General features: G+C 52.1%; 24 protein-coding genes and 1 pseudogene. 1 reads left to right on the top strand and 24 read right to left on the bottom strand.

Annotated elements, in window-relative coordinates:
* Positions 1 to 9: 9 nt before the first annotated feature.
* From AQ981_RS19005 to AQ981_RS18940, 15 genes and pseudogenes are all read right to left on the bottom strand, one after another.
* Positions 10 to 507: a structural cement protein Gp24 gene (locus AQ981_RS19005; protein ID WP_058913332.1), complete on the bottom strand. Its 498-nt coding sequence runs from the start codon at positions 505 to 507 to the stop codon at positions 10 to 12.
* Positions 507 to 1697: a DUF2213 domain-containing protein gene (locus tag AQ981_RS19000; protein ID WP_058913331.1), complete on the bottom strand. Its 1191-nt coding sequence runs from the start codon at positions 1695 to 1697 to the stop codon at positions 507 to 509. The genes AQ981_RS19005 and AQ981_RS19000 overlap by 1 nt, the downstream gene beginning before the upstream one ends.
* A gap of 2 nt (positions 1698 to 1699) precedes the next feature.
* The gene (locus AQ981_RS18995; protein WP_249226343.1) at positions 1700 to 2551 is read right to left on the bottom strand and encodes a head morphogenesis protein; all 852 of its coding nucleotides are present in this window, start codon (positions 2549 to 2551) and stop codon (positions 1700 to 1702) included.
* Positions 2517 to 4067, bottom strand: coding sequence for a phage portal protein (locus AQ981_RS18990; protein ID WP_058913329.1), 1551 nt, complete (start codon positions 4065 to 4067; stop codon positions 2517 to 2519). Before AQ981_RS18990 ends, AQ981_RS18995 begins: the two co-directional genes overlap by 35 nt.
* Positions 4068 to 4139: 72 nt before the next feature.
* Positions 4140 to 5750: a TerL protein gene (locus AQ981_RS18985; RefSeq protein WP_058913328.1), complete on the bottom strand. Its 1611-nt coding sequence runs from the start codon at positions 5748 to 5750 to the stop codon at positions 4140 to 4142.
* 54 nt (positions 5751 to 5804) lie between these two features.
* Complete coding sequence (locus tag AQ981_RS18980) at positions 5805 to 6212, bottom strand: type II toxin-antitoxin system HicB family antitoxin (RefSeq protein WP_058913327.1); 408 nt, start codon at positions 6210 to 6212, stop codon at positions 5805 to 5807.
* A 49-nt stretch (positions 6213 to 6261) separates the two neighbouring features.
* Positions 6262 to 6435: a type II toxin-antitoxin system HicA family toxin gene (locus AQ981_RS18975; protein WP_058913326.1), complete on the bottom strand. Its 174-nt coding sequence runs from the start codon at positions 6433 to 6435 to the stop codon at positions 6262 to 6264.
* 302 nt (positions 6436 to 6737) lie between these two features.
* Entirely contained in the window at positions 6738 to 7355 is a 618-nt protein-coding gene (locus tag AQ981_RS26305) for a terminase small subunit (protein WP_071608948.1), read from the bottom strand.
* A 69-nt stretch (positions 7356 to 7424) separates the two neighbouring features.
* Positions 7425 to 7841, bottom strand: a complete 417-nt coding sequence (locus tag AQ981_RS18960; protein WP_058913325.1) for a DUF2513 domain-containing protein — start codon at positions 7839 to 7841, stop codon at positions 7425 to 7427.
* 73 nt (positions 7842 to 7914) lie between these two features.
* Positions 7915 to 8004: pseudogene (locus tag AQ981_RS28680) on the bottom strand (DUF2560 family protein); the annotation flags it as partial.
* 11 nt (positions 8005 to 8015) lie between these two features.
* Positions 8016 to 8267 (bottom strand): hypothetical protein, encoded by a 252-nt coding sequence (locus AQ981_RS18955; RefSeq protein ID WP_058913324.1) that lies wholly within the window; start codon positions 8265 to 8267, stop codon positions 8016 to 8018.
* A 42-nt stretch (positions 8268 to 8309) separates the two neighbouring features.
* On the bottom strand, positions 8310 to 8507 hold the full coding sequence (gene lysC / locus AQ981_RS28565; protein WP_420809774.1) for an Rz1-like lysis system protein LysC: 198 nt from the start codon (positions 8505 to 8507) through the stop codon (positions 8310 to 8312).
* Positions 8464 to 8841, bottom strand: coding sequence for a hypothetical protein (locus AQ981_RS27720; RefSeq protein WP_071608947.1), 378 nt, complete (start codon positions 8839 to 8841; stop codon positions 8464 to 8466). The genes lysC and AQ981_RS27720 overlap by 44 nt, the downstream gene beginning before the upstream one ends.
* Positions 8838 to 9467: a glycoside hydrolase family 19 protein gene (locus AQ981_RS18945; RefSeq protein ID WP_058913322.1), complete on the bottom strand. Its 630-nt coding sequence runs from the start codon at positions 9465 to 9467 to the stop codon at positions 8838 to 8840. The genes AQ981_RS27720 and AQ981_RS18945 overlap by 4 nt, the downstream gene beginning before the upstream one ends.
* Positions 9467 to 9784 carry a phage holin, lambda family gene (locus AQ981_RS18940; RefSeq protein WP_058913321.1) on the bottom strand — a complete coding sequence of 106 codons (318 nt, stop codon included), beginning with the start codon at positions 9782 to 9784 and terminating at the stop codon, positions 9467 to 9469. Before AQ981_RS18940 ends, AQ981_RS18945 begins: the two co-directional genes overlap by 1 nt.
* A 279-nt stretch (positions 9785 to 10063) precedes the next feature.
* On the opposite strand from AQ981_RS18940, the gene AQ981_RS18935 reads away from it, so the two are divergent.
* Positions 10064 to 11074 carry a hypothetical protein gene (locus AQ981_RS18935; RefSeq protein ID WP_058913320.1) on the top strand — a complete coding sequence of 337 codons (1011 nt, stop codon included), beginning with the start codon at positions 10064 to 10066 and terminating at the stop codon, positions 11072 to 11074.
* A gap of 13 nt (positions 11075 to 11087) precedes the next feature.
* Here AQ981_RS18935 and AQ981_RS18930 read toward each other — a convergent pair whose 3' ends face one another.
* From AQ981_RS18930 to AQ981_RS28175, 9 genes are all read right to left on the bottom strand, one after another.
* Complete coding sequence (locus AQ981_RS18930; RefSeq protein WP_058913319.1) at positions 11088 to 11465, bottom strand: antiterminator Q family protein; 378 nt, start codon at positions 11463 to 11465, stop codon at positions 11088 to 11090.
* Between the two features lie 80 nt (positions 11466 to 11545).
* Positions 11546 to 11677 carry a YlcG family protein gene (locus tag AQ981_RS27360; protein WP_121500696.1) on the bottom strand — a complete coding sequence of 44 codons (132 nt, stop codon included), beginning with the start codon at positions 11675 to 11677 and terminating at the stop codon, positions 11546 to 11548.
* On the bottom strand, positions 11674 to 12057 hold the full coding sequence (locus AQ981_RS18925) for a hypothetical protein (protein WP_004196866.1): 384 nt from the start codon (positions 12055 to 12057) through the stop codon (positions 11674 to 11676). The genes AQ981_RS27360 and AQ981_RS18925 overlap by 4 nt, the downstream gene beginning before the upstream one ends.
* Positions 12054 to 12635: a recombination protein NinG gene (locus AQ981_RS18920; protein ID WP_058913318.1), complete on the bottom strand. Its 582-nt coding sequence runs from the start codon at positions 12633 to 12635 to the stop codon at positions 12054 to 12056. Before AQ981_RS18920 ends, AQ981_RS18925 begins: the two co-directional genes overlap by 4 nt.
* A complete protein-coding gene (locus tag AQ981_RS26295; RefSeq protein ID WP_071608946.1) occupies positions 12628 to 12798 on the bottom strand; it encodes a NinE family protein in 171 nt (56 codons plus the stop codon). The genes AQ981_RS18920 and AQ981_RS26295 overlap by 8 nt, the downstream gene beginning before the upstream one ends.
* Positions 12779 to 13246 carry a recombination protein NinB gene (locus AQ981_RS18915; RefSeq protein ID WP_058913317.1) on the bottom strand — a complete coding sequence of 156 codons (468 nt, stop codon included), beginning with the start codon at positions 13244 to 13246 and terminating at the stop codon, positions 12779 to 12781. Before AQ981_RS18915 ends, AQ981_RS26295 begins: the two co-directional genes overlap by 20 nt.
* A 190-nt stretch (positions 13247 to 13436) precedes the next feature.
* Positions 13437 to 13658, bottom strand: coding sequence for a hypothetical protein (locus AQ981_RS18910; protein ID WP_154675954.1), 222 nt, complete (start codon positions 13656 to 13658; stop codon positions 13437 to 13439).
* Between the two features lie 108 nt (positions 13659 to 13766).
* On the bottom strand, positions 13767 to 14000 hold the full coding sequence (locus AQ981_RS18905; RefSeq protein ID WP_058913315.1) for a DinI-like family protein: 234 nt from the start codon (positions 13998 to 14000) through the stop codon (positions 13767 to 13769).
* A gap of 304 nt (positions 14001 to 14304) precedes the next feature.
* Positions 14305 to 14977: DUF550 domain-containing protein (locus AQ981_RS28175; RefSeq protein WP_249226342.1), on the bottom strand; the 673-nt coding region annotated here is incomplete at its 5' end.

Here is a 14977-nt window from a genome sequence, read left to right as displayed (position 1 = left end):
CTGATTTCCTTAGTTGGTAAGCTGCGCAACAATCAGGCCGCCGGTGGCGCTGTCCTGCGGCAGGCGCGTAACTTTGGCGTTGGGTACCTGCAGGTGACCCGCCAGAGTAGTTACGGTCTCGTCCTGCGTGATGATTTCGCCGGTGTCGGTGTCGTACCAGAGGTTATCGCCGATCTCCGCCGCCTTACTGGTCAACACGTTGATAAGGGCCATATCATAAAACGTACCGACAACGCCGTTTGCAACGTACAGGCTGGAGGCATCGTCGCCAACGCGCCCGGTATAGGTATGAGTTTTCGGGTCCCCGAGGATGCCCCAGAACTTCCCCTCCCCCCCCGCACCAATGGTTTTGCCGTCGGCATTCAGCGTAAAAACGTGCCCGAAAACGTTGTTTTTCTCGTCGTCGCTTTTCAGTACGCCCGGCTTTGCCCGGGTCGGGCCGTCAAAGGCCACCTCACCCGGAATACCAAAGCCGTAATCAAAATTTACTTTCTGCTGAAACTTCATTATTTCTTCTCCCCTGAGAGGTAACGACCAATAGCCCCGCCCGCATCAGCGCTGTCCAGCGTTGCGCCAGACTGCACGACCGCCCGCGCCGGTGCTTTTTCCACACCGGACAGGTACCCGCTGAGATACGTCATTTCCTGCCCTTTGGGCGCGCTGATGCCCAGTTTTTTCAGCCCGTAGCTCGCCACCTCGGCGGTAGTCATGTCTTTGGCGTCGAACGTGCCAACGTGCGGCGACAGGCGATTAACCAGAACGTTACGGTTGTTCAGTTCGCGCATCATCCATTTAACGCTGTTGGTTTCCACGCTGCGGATCCGCTTGTCCATGGCGTCCAGCGTGACCGCAACGGCGGTTTTATCGTCTCCGTCCCCGTCTTCGCTGTCCTGCGTGCCGTCGTCCTCTTCATCGTCATTGTCCAGCGTCTGGTCGTTATCGGCGGTCGCTGGCGTTTCCGCCGGTGCCGGTTCTGCCGGTGTTTCACTGGTAGCCGCAATCAGTTTTTGCAACACAGGGAGCATGGTTAAAAAAATCTTCATGCCCTCTTCCAGCGATACGGTGCTGGCAGTCTCGCCATCAGTCGCCACAACTGGTGTGTTTTCGGTGTTTTCATCTGCCATATATAAATCCTTTGCATCTAACGTTATGCCGTCGAGTACCGCCACTGACGGACCCTGCCGACCTTCTAAAACCGACGCCAGGTGATTACCTCGCGGACGGCGTTGGATCACATCGTAGGGCTTGCCTTTAGCCACCCCACTGGGCGCTATACCGGGTTTGTATTCGTATCGGGCGCGATACCCCGGCGATAGTTCTTTTTTGCCTGCCGCCACCAGCCCTGCCAGCGCAGCAGAAAATAGTTTGATATTTCCCAGCAGCACACCGTCGCGGTAATAAACCCGCTCGCCGATCGTGCCGTGAACCCCTGCATCCTCGGGGGGCGTGTACCCGTCTTCCTCTTCGCCCAGAAGGCCGGGGGGATGCTCATCAATCCAGGGCAACAGCCTGAACGATGCCGCACACTCCGGATCTTCCAGCTCCTCTTCCGGCCGCCAGACTCTGTAAACTTTGTTGGGGTCCGGTGCGCCAGGAAGATTGCGCCCCAGGTACTCAAAAATACCGGCGCGCAATATCGGGTTATCGCGTATCTCAGCCCACCCGTTGACGTCGTAAACGCGTTTTGTGTCTGGCATTGCTAATCCTCAAAAAAATCCACAACCGGCCGCAGCGTGCAGCGGCAGTAAGGCAACTGGCCGGGGAAACCCCGCTCGCCGGTTCGTTTGTCAATAATCGGGGGATCGTCAAAGCTGAAAATGCCGCCGTTCAGACCTGCCGGCGCGTCCATCAGGTGATACTCGCGAGGGTCGTTACTGCCTCCGCTGTGAACCCATTCCCACCGCCGGATCCCTGCGCTTTTGAAGCCTTCCCGGGCAATATTGCCGTAGACCTTGCGGGTCTGGTCCAGCGCGACATTCCGCGCCCAGTTCCGCACCTTCACGCCATACGAATCCAGCGCTGGTTGCAGGTCCGCCAGACCACGCCCGGCGGAAATGGAGCGCATCACCTCGCCGCCGATATCGTCCAGATATTTAGCCGGAACCCGCTTAATCAGGTGTGCGGCCTCATAGCTGCCCGCCCGGATAACCTCCCGAACCGCCGCCGACTGCATGTTGAGATTCAGAGAGACGCCTTCGCCAATCTCCTCCAGCGACCGTTTAACCGCGGTCCCGGCGCTGCCGGTCACCCGCTCAATCATCCACTTCGTGGCGCCGTCGGTCATTTCATCAAAAAGCCCCTGCCACGTCCGGCGCAGACGACGCAACAGCCCGGCGGCAGCGTTCACTATGCTGGCGTCCAGGGTGGCATCCATGACAGGGGAATCGGTGTTTTTAAAGAGGGTGGTAATTTGCTGCAGGACGTCAGCGCGCATCAGGTCAAACTCTCGGGTGATGCGGTGCTGGTACTCCTGCCCGGCGCTGATCGGAACAAATACCGCCGCGCCGCGTAGCAGGTTAGCGCGTGATATCGGGCGCTGTCGGCGGGGCATTTTTCGAACCCGTTTCGCCATTGGCGTTACCCTCCCCGTTTAAGCCGCTGTCGTCCGGCGGCTCAGCTGGTGCAAGATTGCTGTAGCCGCTGTCCTTGTCCCTGATAAGGCGATCGCGTGAATCGTACTGGTCAATGCTGCCCACGTTGGCGAGGTTCAGATCGGTGCGGCTGTTGATTTCGTTCACCTCCGCGTTTTCTTTCAATGTCAGGCTTTCCAGCGTGTTCCAGTTCACTGACGTCTCAACCGGTTCAATACCCAGCTTCGGCGCGACGTAAGACCGCATAACCAGCAGGTGATGGCGTTCAAGCAGCGGCGTCATGTCGTGGGTCTGGATAGATTCCAGCGTTTCGTGATACGTGTTTTCCTCATAGTCGCCATTGGAGTTAAACCCCTTCGGCTGCGTCCCCATTAGGCGCGTCACCGGCACCTCAGCAACGCCAGCCACAATCTGGTATTGCGTCATAATCAGAGCGTCAAAGTCCGCCAGCGCCGTGTCAAACTGGCTAATGTCGTCTTCTTCTTTATCGGCCAGCTTCACGCCGTAGTTATCGCGGTACTGGATCCACTTCGCCAGGTTCTGGGTGGCTTTATCCTCGTTGGCCATAAATTTGGCCATATCGGTTTTATACACCGTGGTCCGCTTGCTCAGCGCCAGCGCCGGGGCCTCGTTTGCGGTCCGTTCTGCCGCGTATACCCGCTCCATTATTTTCTGGGGTACCGACACACCGCCGTACTGATAAGACGGTTTCAGAATCGAGGCGACAGGGTGCGGAATATAGATAATCAGATGTGAGCGGTGATAGCGCTTGCCGTTAATCAGCCAGTAAATTGGCTCATAAAAGTGGAGGCTCGCAGGGTTGCTCACGCTGTCGGCGTCCAGCTCCGGCACGCACCACATCGGATCGATTTGCGTTATTCCCTTATAGCTGCCGGGTGTCACACCGTCCGGGTTAAACGGGTTTTCGTAGTATTTCGGGTCTGTGCTTTGGACCTTAAACAGCGCCACGCGAATCCCGAATACGCGACCAAATGTGATGAAGTTTCGCAACTTTTCATTGATGTTAAATTTCTTGTCGTAACGGGTCAGCATCTTGACCGCTTCGGGCGGCAGTTCTTCGCTGTCCTCAGACTGTACGGTGTACCCGTTACGGATGGCATCGCGGCCGGGCATATCACAGGCTTTAAATACCAGCCAGTGCTGGGCGATGATGGCGCACATCGTGTGGCCGATGAAATTATTGTTGGCGTACCAGAGAAACAGGCTATCGCTGACAGTGCCACCAGCGGAGACGTGAGGTGATACCAGGTTGCCGTCATCATCATAGCTGTCATTGGTCCCGTCACTGGCGACCGCACGCGGCAGGGATGCCCTGATATCCTGCATAACCCTGGAAAGTGCGGTCGAGACTGCTGACGGATCGCCGCTTTCCCGGTGGGTACTGAAAAAGCTTTCCCGCGGCTGGGCGGTATTCGCTTTATCCTCCGCTTTTTTGCGCTTAAAAAACCATCCCATGACATTTTCCGTTGAGAACGACAAAACCGGGAAATATCCCGGCGTTGTGCAGTGATTGAGAGAGACTGGCGATCAGCCAAAGAAACTACGGCGGAGACCTTTCACCGGCGCATAACAAATCATTACGGCGTCCGCATGGTTCGGGGAGCGCTGACCATCCGGCATCTTATCGATGATGATTTTTCCGGCTGGGTTGATCGAGTAGGTCGGTTGTCCCAGTTCCACGATGAGCTTTTCTTTCTCCGGTATATCTGAGGAAATGCTGATCAGCGTGTCCGGGTCATATTTTGTTATTTCGCCGGTTACCGCCCGGTGAGTATCCCGGAACCGCTTACGCAACGCCCACCAACTCTGCGCCTTCAGGTTCGCGAAATAGTCTTTATTTTTGCGGTCTGTCTTGCGCTCGCCCGAGGGATCCACCAGCCTGTCAGGGTCCACAACCGCGCCAGAGCCGCGAAACGGTATCGCGGTTATAGCCGATAAACCGTTTTTCACCCGCTCTTCGTTGATGATGCGTGAATCCCCGCGCACGCCCGCGCCCAGTCCGTCCTCATCAAACAGCAGGTAATCGCTGCTCTGAGCGTCAGACAGGTTTATGGCTTTCACGGAAGTGGCGAAAATGTCCGAGCCTTTGCCGGACCACGCCGCCAGATTATCCAACAGGATCCCGGTACGACTCGCCCAGGCGTTCAGGTCGATGCCTTCGTCGGCCACATCGAGTGCGGAGACACGGGAGCCAGTCGGCGTGATACCTAGCTTGATATGGGCATCTGTCGCCGAGTGTATCCACTCCGCCGGAATCAGCTTGCCCTCAACCGATGCGTTGTAGTCCAGGTCTAATTCCTGCGCCACAATGATCGGGTTGTCGATTTTCTCGCACTCCCGCTTATACCAGGCTTCGTCTTTGCGCGGGTCGCTGGTCCAGGGGAAGGTAAATACCGGGAGTTTGCCGCTGTGCCGCTTCTGCGCAAATGGGTTATTCATGCCGTTGACCGACGACAGGTCGATACGGCAGCGGGTAGTCTGGGATAATGCGGCATCGATGAGCAGCGGGCGCATCAGAAACGCGCTCTCGTCCACAAGATACAGCGTGGTACGGTCGCCGCGTCCGATATTGTCGCCCGCCTCCCCTTTGATGATTGAGCCGCTGTCCGGGAACTCAACGCGCATATACTGGGAGTGTTTTTTCTCCTCCCATACCCCGCGAAACTCAACCGGCACCAGCGAGAGAAATTTTCGCACCTTCCAGAGCAGTGCTTTCGGATCGCCGGTGCTGTCCACGTACTCTTCTTTACGCGAACCGACGCCAATCACCATTTCTCGGTTGAACAGGCATAGCGTGGCGGCCAGCCCCATAGAGCACCAGCTCAGCCCCATTTCTCGGGCCTTATCCGTTATCCCGTTTTCGAGATTGCGCCGCCGCTCCATTATCCAGTTGATCCACTCTTCCTGTTTCGGGAACAACAAAAACGGAATGGTGACCGGCAGACCGTAATCGATGTTTCGCGGATCAACGGTCATTCCCCAGTCGATAATGAATTGTGCCGGGTCATTGCGGTAAAACTGCCTGAGTGCAGGGAGAACGTCAGGATTTTGCCTGATGCGCTGCAGGCGCTCCATCCTCCATTCAAATACCAGGTTGTAATCCGGTCTCTTGAAGTCAAAAGGAAAAGGTATTGGCATAATTTAAGGCAATAAAAAAGGCTCCCGGAGGAGCCTTAGAGAGTGTTTAGCAAGTCAGGCAGCTGCAAGCAACAATGTTTTGCCCAGCGCCGCCAGCGCTCGCTGTATGGTGTCAATCTTCGTTGAATGGTGCAGATCAAAGAGGCGGGTAACCTCCTGTTTCTTCACCCCCATGCGGGCGGCCAGTTCGACCTGGGTCAGCCCGGAATCAATGAAGGCGTTGAGCATAAGCACCTTCGCGGCGATGCTGGCCGGGACTTCCACGAAATCCCCGGTAATATCGCCGGGCGCCGGTACCCGCTCGCCGTCTTCGAAATAGAACTCAAACGCAGTAACCAGAGCATCACGCGCCATTTCCAGCGCTTCCTCTCTGGTATCGCCCTGTGTCAACGCCTCCGGGATATCCGGAAACGAAACCACGTATCCGCCGCTGTCCGGCTCAAGTTTTACGGGATATCGCATAAATATTGATGAACCTCCGCGAGTACCAGCCCCCGGAGGGGCTGGATTTTTAAAGGCCTAACTGCTTAATGATTGCCTTTCTTAGTGGTTCTTTTATCTCACTTCCGGGATGTCTTGGCATTATGGTACGTTTGCCTTTGTATCTCAGTTTCAGGTGGTTAGTACCGTTTGAAACTTCGACTCCCTGAGATTCAAGCCACCGCCTGAACTCGCTTTGCTTCATCCCTCCTCCATTCTGTTGAACATGTGATTATAGTAAACATTTATGCTTACCACGTCAACACTTTTGTTTACTTTTTTTTGGAGGAAGGTTACCAGTGATAATTTCCTGAAAATCGACCCTATTTAACATAATGGTCGTTACCCGCACCAGCCAGACAGCACTCGCAGCCGATACAGAGCTAACCGCCTGTTTATCCGGGTTAAGTCGTCAAAATCAGCAAAAATCGAGTGAATAAAGCGTGCATAAAATGGGGTGAAAAATGCATAACGTTTTTTCGATACGAAACGCCTGTTTTCGCAGTTTTAGCCCATCATCTTCTTGTACGCTTCGGCGGCTTCTTCTGGTGTCATGGCTACCACTTCGGTTTTCAGTGGACCACCACCAGGGCCGCTGACTTCTGATTTTTTCGGCGCTTCCCAGCCCTGCATCTCCGCCAGCTGCTTAATCGCCGCTTTCGGATCGTGCATCTTCAGTTTGATGCCGTCTTTGCCGGTAGTCAGTTCGGCGATAGCGCTCATCGCGTCAGGATCCTGCAATGAAGAATTCCTGAAGCTCCACACAGCCTGAAAGACCGGTTGCCCGTCTTCATCTTCGCCAACAATGCTGTTGCTGAATTCGGCTATGTCGGTGATGGAAGTACGCCCCATCTTAGATAACCGCTTCAGGGCTTCCTCGCGGGTCATGATGGCCTCGTCAACGATCTCGCCCTGTACTGATTTGATAAACGCCAGAACGTCGCAATTTGTCGCAATGGTGTGAGCGGCTTTGCGGAGGTTATCGCCCTTCGCTTTCCCCTTCGCTGCTTTGTATGCGTCGGTCTGGTTCTTGCCTTTAATGATGGCCAGAGCGAATCTTTTTTGTAGCGGTGTCAGCGCATCGAAAAGCAGCTGCTGCTCAGCTGTTAGTTTTTTCGATGCCATAGTTCTATACCTGTAGTTAAGGGCATTAAAAAAGCCACTCGCAGGTGGCTTTGGGAAATGATTGAATTGCTAATCAAAATACTTATCGAGTTGCTTAGTTAGTGCACGGCTAAATAATTCTTTCGATACTGTCACAAGCGTTCCTATGCTGGCATCCTTAAATCCGCTTTTAAGTGTTGCCCACACTTCTTTGTTTCTGATGGCTTCCAGGAAATCGTGTCCAGAGGCAGTTAGGCGCAGCGGTACTTCGTCAAAAAAACCCTCGTCATCTTGATCATCACTTCTAGGGCTGAAATACCCAATCCCGAATTCACCATCGACGCGACCAATCAAACCACGATCTTGCAATAAGCGAATATGAAAACGAAATTCGTTAGTTCGATGATCGAATCCCAGCGTCAAAAGCCTGGCAATACTCGTATGAGGCTCGTTCGAATCTTCAAACGCTATAAGCAGCCCCTTTAGATACTCCTGATCTATTTTCATTTATCACCCCGTTTTCATTCAGGGCATAATTTAGCATTATCACAGGCACTCAGTGAATGCCTGTTGTATTGACTTAACTGGACTGCTCAGTCGCGGTATCAAACAGCGCCAGCGCTTCGGTCGCTTCCTGAATCGCTTTACGGGTCTTCGAGACAATCTCGCTTCCCGCGATGCTTAGATGGTCTTCCTTTCTATCCCACTCCCATTCTCTGGACGAGTTTCCGCCTCAAGAAACGCCCTAACTATGTTTGAGGATAAAACGCGCAATGGTGTCTGAAAAAAAGAAGAGTACTCTTCATTCTTATCTCTATCATGGCACACGAAACGAACTCCAATTTCACATACTTCAATACGGCAAAAATCATTGTGAAAATACTCTTTTGCAATATCGTTAAGTTCACTGATAGTTAAGGCTTGGTCACTCATACTGACACCCCTCATTTCATTAGTGAGAACATCAATATAGCACTATTGAGCCTTTTTCTCTTCTATGCCCCTGATTGCCCGTTTATCCGCGTTACACTGCGCCAGCGCGGCCAGCGTCTCGACGTTCAGCACCAGGCTACCGCCCCATGTCAGCGGTTTCGGGATTTCGGGTTGCGGTGTTTCTTCGGTGAGTGACTCAGGGATCGGGATATGTGGTGCCTGAACGTAGACGGTCCGCATAGTCCCGCAGCCTGTCAGCAGCGGCCACAGGAACAGACTGGCCAGCGCAATCATTGCTCTGTAAGGCCTCGCGGATATAAACCACTGCTTCCTTGCCATCCCGGGCAATTTCGGTTTTTTGTTCATGGGCCATCCGTGATATCTCGTTGATAAATAGCGCCGTAGCTATAGTGATTGCAGTCATCGCCTCTGATTGTTGTTGTGCCTGCACAGCAGCATCAGCTCGCTGGCGTTCGGTCTGATATTTGTCGTAATAATAGCTGGCAGACCATGCGATCGACCCGATAAAACATACCAGCAGTACAGAGAGAGCAGCCGAATAGCGCCACTTCATAACAGCGCTTTTCTGGCCACCGCCAGACGCTGCCTGCGGTCCTCCAGTCCGTTCGCCGCACCGTTTATTATCCGCGTAACTTTGTTCAGATCATTACCGTAGAGCAGGCACCCACGGGAAACGTAAAACCAGCAGGCAGAGCGAGCCGCGTCTTCATCCTGAGCAAGAAGATCAGGGACTAGCAAAAAATCCTTACCCAGCGCAGCGCTACAACTGCGATAGTTTGTCAGGCCAGTAATCTGAATGAGCCCGCGCCCACGATATCGCCAGCCGTCACCGGCATTGTAATTACCCAGATTTTTTTTCCCCCATTCACCGCCATACACCAGATTAGCGATAGCCTCCTGATTAGCAGGTCGTCCGGGGACGCGACCCAGCATATCCGCCTGGTACTGAGTAATTCGCACCCTGCCGAACGTAGCCACCAGCGCCTCCGGAGTGTAATTCAGAGACTCAATCAGTCGGGAGAAACCTGCAGATTCGTGACCCACCTGGGCAATAAACATCGACTGGTCTGTTGGTGACGTAATGCCGAATTCGGCCATTGCCGCGTTAATATGCGGAAACCAGCGCGCAGCCAGCCCGGCACTGATCCCAGCTGCCCGTTCAAATTGTTTCAGGTCCATTATTGGTCCTTTGTCTTTCTGTCGAAGATATTATTCATCCAGCCACGGATTCTGTCTGCACCAATGAACCCGATTGCTGACCCTACAAAAGTCACACTGTTTCCCGGCATTCCGAGGTATTCAAGAGACGAACTCACGGCAACGGCAAAGAGTCCACAGATGAACGCGCCAGTCAGCGTTTTTTGTAAAGTCTCACCATCGCGGATGCCAAAGCAGAGGGCGATCATGAAAGCGAGGACAGAGGCGGCCATCGCAGGGGTGTATTCGTACATCCATTTCACGGCTTGCGCTTCCAGTCCTGATAAGAGGTTGTTCATCGCGCCCCCTGATTTTGGGCGTAAAAAACCCCGGCTTATAGCCAGGGCCAGGTTTGTGGGGTTTGACTCAGTTGAAAAGCAAAAACCCCGCCGAGGCAGGGTTTCGATGATTAAGCTGCGTGTCGAAGTGACTACTCTTAACACAGTAAACTAGAAAATGCGGACCGCATTAGTGATTTTTAACGAGTTTTGATTTATTTTTCCTACACACAGCAAAATAAGAAAGCAGTTCTTGCCTAACTACTTAGTTATCGCGGGGCTTAGAATGAGGGACTATCTTTGGATGACATCCAGTATGATGTAGAGTCTGAGCAACAAGCTTTTGAGTTACTCGAGCGCTACCTGAGTGGAGAAGGCTTACCTGAAAAAATTAGTTTCAATGGATGGCCAAGCCTAACCATCAGGCTAACGGGTGATAAATTTAACAAATCCCTTACCCCCTCTGTAATGAAGGGTTTTGTTGAGATGCAATCGCAAATCAACAAATCTTACGCGCTTGCGAAGTACGGCACTCCAGATGTTCGCAGGCTGACAAAAGAAGAACTTGATGCTCTAGAAATTGAAGTTACAGTAGAGCAAGGTTCATCTCTTGTTGAGATCAACATTGATGGATTCCTGAGCAAGCTTACGCACGAATTGGTAGGAAAAATGAACGCCACAGAGATCGTATTTACAGTTCTCGGTGCTGCCGTCATATGGGGCGGGGTAACCGTCTTTAAACGCTTTTTAGATAACCGTAAAGATACTCGCCTCGCTGAGATCACTAAAGAAGGCGATAAGGAGCATCTGCGTGCGATGCAGGTGATGACCCAAGAAGAAACGAAGCGCCTTCAGATCATCTCTGAAATGGTTGCCAAAAAACCTCTTCTCGACAACATGGATCGTATGTCTTATGACGCAAAAACAACCATGGTCAAGTCTTTCGTACGTTCTGACACTGCAGAAATTGATGGTGTAACTATCGATTCCGAGACTGCAAAAGAATTGGTTACAAATGCACGCCGCCGCTCTGTCGAAATGCGAATTGACGGTGTCTACCGCATTGAAGAAGTGAATAATACAGATCCGGAATGTTTCAAAGTTAAAGTTCGCAGAATCGATTCTGATCAACGTCTGACTTGCGTAGTCCAAGACATTTTCCTTGACGAGTCTGGAAACAAAGAAGCCCTTCAGCGTGCTGAATGGGAAAGAAAGCCTGTTCATTTAAGCATTAACGCAAAACACGTCGACGGTGACATCAAGTCAGCTGTGATTTTATATGTCAAAGATGTTGATAATAAGCCCGATTAATCGGGCTTTTGCTTCACGATTTCACTTCTGCATCCATTTCCAAGCCTATATTGAGCATACTAAGACAGCCATCGATAAACCCTTCTGCCATCTGAATTTCAATTCGAATTAGTTTCTCGTCTTTTTTGCGTACTTTAGCTATCTTACGCTTAGATATACCAAACAAATAATGCACAACTAACAGAGAATGCTCATACGGTTTTCTTTTCTTAAGCTGAGCTAAGCAACCCTCAATAACCAACGCGTCATTATCGGTGCAGGAAAGTCGGTTTTTGCTTGTTTGTGGAAGAAGTCCTTTGAATCCAGCGGCAATAGGAGAGTAATCGACCCCAGATCTGTCGCTCGCAGCCCATCCCCCCCAACGCTCAAGTACCATTTGAATATCACGCATAAGTACTATCTCCCACGTTGCTGATAATCTGCAGCCCCTGAGTACTGAAATGTTTTAATGACGCTTCAAGTTTCATGCTTTTATCCCAAGGTCTGATATATGCGCACAAAATTTCTCAGTATCCGGTAGTCAACCAGTACGGTGCCGCGGCGCCGGAACAGTCGGATTTTTTGCCAGCGGTCTCGGATTCGCTCGATAACGTCACTGCTCATTCGTCAACCCTCTCGTTCTGCCAGAGAGGAAGTGGAGACTTATCCCCGGCACGGCGAATTCGGGACTTTGCGTTCTTCTCAATCTGAATGAGTTTCTCAATGTTCTGGCGGCGCTGCTTTTCTTCCCGTCGGAGATATTTCACGCTCTCCATGTAGCGAGACTCCTGGTCACAGAGCGTCATCAAGAAGTCAAAAGGTTCGATCAATGTTTCGCACTTCCTGCAGCGTAAGGTCCGGTCCTTTTCATTAACCCAAACGGTGGAGTGCAGACACATCACCTTCTTACCTTCGCGCTGAATAACGAGCCCATCCTGCAGGTCGTTATTCTTCGCTGGGAAAGCTACAACCTTTCCCAGTTCAATTTCGGTTTCTGTGCTCATGCGGCCTCCCGTTGTTTTATGAGCGCACGGCGAAGCGCGCTGTAGTGGCGCCTGATGCCTTCTAGTTCTTCGATTGTGTATCGGTGAGGGGTGTTGTTGTTTTCGAGCGCCTCAACGCGCTCAACGCCGACTTTCTCTACCAGAGCGATGCGGTACTGCTGCTGGTTACCTGACATCTGCACGTTGCAGTGATGACACTGCTTGTGAATGTTGTCCTCGTTGTAGCGAAGGTGTGATGCTTTACCGCGGGAGCGGTAATGGCCAGCTTCCCACTGAACCGTGTCGAAAGTGCCGCAGCTGATGCATGGCTGATCGTGGTCTCGTTCGCGTATATAGTCGTTAACGACACGCTGGGTCATATCTTCCCAATGGCGGAGAGGTTTCACCGCGGCTTTGCGCTTGCGCCAGGCTGCGCGCTCTTTCTTCGCTTTTGCCTGGGCCTGCTTTTCGCGCTTCTTCTCCAGTTCCTGCATGGCAAATTCAGCGCCATGCTCAGGACAGCACCAGCGCTGATTCTGAAATGCTGCGGTGAACTTCGCCCGGCAGATTTTGCACCTACGCTGAGAGCGATTAAGCATGTAGCCTCCTCGCCGCGAGACGCAGCCATTTCTGATCCACCAGACTGGCGGTGTAGCCTTTCAGCGTTGGAATGTCGGAAGGTTTAACATCCGCCTTGCGCTTGCGACGGGATGGGATGCGGAATATTGCGCGCTCCATGACATTAGCGAGAGGACTGTGCATGTGATGCCCTCCAGTCCTGGGCCCACGCAATGCGGCTGTTGGACTTTTCGCTGAACTTCACATTGCGCTCTGTGCCGAACCAGTAAATCGCCTCGATCACCTCGACCATGTAGCGCTTGCTGGATTGAGAGGTGCGAACGCCGAAGTAGACGCGGCCGCCGTTGATGCCCGGGGCGGATTTCTGCTCACGTTCCGGGTTTTGCATCTGGCTGACCAGCACCGTGATGAGGTCTTTCCATTCCTCCGGCTCCAGCTTTTCTCCGTACCAAATAACCTGATCGCTCAGGTCCTTCAATAGCGGCCACATCAGGCGATTTTGCTTATCAGTACGGCTTTCTTCGCGCGCCTCAACAATGACCGGGAAGCGGCGATCGACAGGAAGGGATTCAATGAAGTTGACGACGTTACGCTTAACGTTGTCGTTGATTAGGCAGAATTGTTGCTTCACGCTTCACCTCCGCAGAGGTTAAACGCAGAATGCAGAAAATCGCCGGTCTCCTGCGTGGCAGGGATCGGGATTGCTTGAGACTGTTTTACTGGATGAAGTTGCGCCATCGTCTTCTCCGAAGGCGCATTACTGTCAGGTGACTGGTTGTTCAGGCCAGTACAGCAAGTATGATGTAGTTAACTGTGAAGAGTCAATTTTTAGAGCCCATTTCTTGGATAACTTCAACCAGAGATGCTCTTGACCAGAGGTGCTCATCTTTATCTATTTTTCTTGCGGTGATTTCTCCATCAATATTGGACAGCAGACGCCTGTCATCTTGACCTAACAGAAATGAGCACACTACCTTGCCAGATTCATCTGTTATGGTGGCCCAAAAATCCCCCTTCCGCATTGGTTCAATACCATCAGTCACATTACCCCCTGAGCGACAAACTGACGCACTCACTAAAACGGGTAGCAGCATCAAGGGTTACGCGAACGCGATGCTCTGAGAGAAAGGCCGCCACCAAAAGAAATTTACTCAATAAAACCAGTCGTCCGCGCTTTCCCAGGTCTCGCGGAGTATCTCCTGGATAACCTCCTTGTCATCAGCGATGCCGCCGTGGACGCTGAGTCCGTCAGAGCCAGCACGGCGAATCGTCAGCTGGCAGTCTTCATAGTTCTGATTTAAGCGACGCAGCAATTCAACTTCCAGCGCCTGAACAGCGCCGGTGGGTAATTTTTTGTTTTTGTCGATTGTCACTTCGATTTTCATAGTATCACCTCGCTTGATTCACTGTATAAATACACAGTAATTATTGTTAGGATTTTTCAGGATTGCAATAAAAAAAAACAGAGATAAAGATATTTTCCTTTTATATCAATGGGTAGAGTTTTTTTTGACGGGTTTTCAGTGCTCTAAGTAGGTAGAATTGAGTGTTGTATGTAAATTATTTCCCATCAAATAGGATTTATAGATCGATTCACATGAAATTGATCGCTTTAATCGATCAAAATGACTAAATGTATAATTTTCAGTTTGTTGTGATTAGAACCCCGCGTGATGCGGGGCTTTTTGTTTACGCTGATGCGTCCGGTGCTGCTGCAAGCAACCGCTCTACTTCCTCGCGCGCCTCGTGGCAACGGATTGCGCTATAACAACCACGACTTCCGTCACTATCAAGCAGACGATTAACTGCGGCGATTAAACCATCCGGAATTACCGGAGAGTTGCCAGCCAACTTGGCGCGGGCTTGCCATACTATCCACGCCACGACCATATCCCACGCCATATAGCCCTGGTCTCCATTTTTGGCGCGACGCTGGTCTACCAAATCGCCGTATCGTTTGGCCATAAAAGACTCAAAGGATTTTCGCTCATCCGGCACTGGCTGCGCTTTGATATGCAACCGCGGCTCTCCGTCTTTCGGCTCAGGCCATGAGCGCTGTTTGTTCACCACCAGTTTCTCGATCATCGCCTTAGTAATTTGTTCGTCAGTGATACCGACACGGCGCTGCGCATCCCACAGCAGGAATTGCATATCAGCCCACTCGCTGAGGTCATCGGGTTCGGCGGCAGCTTCCAGCGCTTCTTTGCTGAGGTGCTTGAGCGGGCCAATTGGACCAACATTACCGAATGTGGCATGTGACCACTCGGCATGCTCGCAGCGTACTCGGTCGCGTTCTGGCGCTGGCTGCGCGTGGCGGTAGAGCGGGATGAAATCTGCGCCGGGATTTTTCCACATCCATTCT

It is taken from the genome of Entomohabitans teleogrylli (genome assembly GCF_001484765.1).
Classification (GTDB): domain Bacteria; phylum Pseudomonadota; class Gammaproteobacteria; order Enterobacterales; family Enterobacteriaceae; genus Entomohabitans; species Entomohabitans teleogrylli.
The sequence above is the reverse complement of the archived record's forward strand: the minus strand, read 5'-3'. Positions and strand labels throughout refer to the sequence as shown.

Excerpts from the sequence above, each read along its gene's own strand:
- AQ981_RS19005 (WP_058913332.1), bottom strand. The coding sequence starts at position 507 with ATGAAGTTTCAGCAGAAAGTAAATTTTGATTACGGCTTTGGTATTCCG.
- AQ981_RS19000 (WP_058913331.1), bottom strand. The coding sequence starts at position 1,697 with ATGCCAGACACAAAACGCGTTTACGACGTCAACGGGTGGGCTGAGATA.
- AQ981_RS18995 (WP_249226343.1), bottom strand. The coding sequence starts at position 2,551 with ATGCCCCGCCGACAGCGCCCGATATCACGCGCTAACCTGCTACGCGGC.
- AQ981_RS18990 (WP_058913329.1), bottom strand. The coding sequence starts at position 4,067 with ATGGGATGGTTTTTTAAGCGCAAAAAAGCGGAGGATAAAGCGAATACC.
- AQ981_RS18985 (WP_058913328.1), bottom strand. The coding sequence starts at position 5,750 with ATGCCAATACCTTTTCCTTTTGACTTCAAGAGACCGGATTACAACCTG.
- AQ981_RS18980 (WP_058913327.1), bottom strand. The coding sequence starts at position 6,212 with ATGCGATATCCCGTAAAACTTGAGCCGGACAGCGGCGGATACGTGGTT.
- AQ981_RS18975 (WP_058913326.1), bottom strand. The coding sequence starts at position 6,435 with ATGAAGCAAAGCGAGTTCAGGCGGTGGCTTGAATCTCAGGGAGTCGAA.
- AQ981_RS26305 (WP_071608948.1), bottom strand. The coding sequence starts at position 7,355 with ATGGCATCGAAAAAACTAACAGCTGAGCAGCAGCTGCTTTTCGATGCG.
- AQ981_RS18960 (WP_058913325.1), bottom strand. The coding sequence starts at position 7,841 with ATGAAAATAGATCAGGAGTATCTAAAGGGGCTGCTTATAGCGTTTGAA.
- AQ981_RS18955 (WP_058913324.1), bottom strand. The coding sequence starts at position 8,267 with ATGAGTGACCAAGCCTTAACTATCAGTGAACTTAACGATATTGCAAAA.
- lysC (WP_420809774.1), bottom strand. The coding sequence starts at position 8,507 with ATGCGGACCGTCTACGTTCAGGCACCACATATCCCGATCCCTGAGTCA.
- AQ981_RS27720 (WP_071608947.1), bottom strand. The coding sequence starts at position 8,841 with ATGAAGTGGCGCTATTCGGCTGCTCTCTCTGTACTGCTGGTATGTTTT.
- AQ981_RS18945 (WP_058913322.1), bottom strand. The coding sequence starts at position 9,467 with ATGGACCTGAAACAATTTGAACGGGCAGCTGGGATCAGTGCCGGGCTG.
- AQ981_RS18940 (WP_058913321.1), bottom strand. The coding sequence starts at position 9,784 with ATGAACAACCTCTTATCAGGACTGGAAGCGCAAGCCGTGAAATGGATG.
- AQ981_RS18930 (WP_058913319.1), bottom strand. The coding sequence starts at position 11,465 with ATGCGTGATATTCAAATGGTACTTGAGCGTTGGGGGGGATGGGCTGCG.
- AQ981_RS27360 (WP_121500696.1), bottom strand. The coding sequence starts at position 11,677 with ATGAGCAGTGACGTTATCGAGCGAATCCGAGACCGCTGGCAAAAAATC.
- AQ981_RS18925 (WP_004196866.1), bottom strand. The coding sequence starts at position 12,057 with ATGAGCACAGAAACCGAAATTGAACTGGGAAAGGTTGTAGCTTTCCCA.
- AQ981_RS18920 (WP_058913318.1), bottom strand. The coding sequence starts at position 12,635 with ATGCTTAATCGCTCTCAGCGTAGGTGCAAAATCTGCCGGGCGAAGTTC.
- AQ981_RS26295 (WP_071608946.1), bottom strand. The coding sequence starts at position 12,798 with ATGCACAGTCCTCTCGCTAATGTCATGGAGCGCGCAATATTCCGCATC.
- AQ981_RS18905 (WP_058913315.1), bottom strand. The coding sequence starts at position 14,000 with ATGAAAATCGAAGTGACAATCGACAAAAACAAAAAATTACCCACCGGC.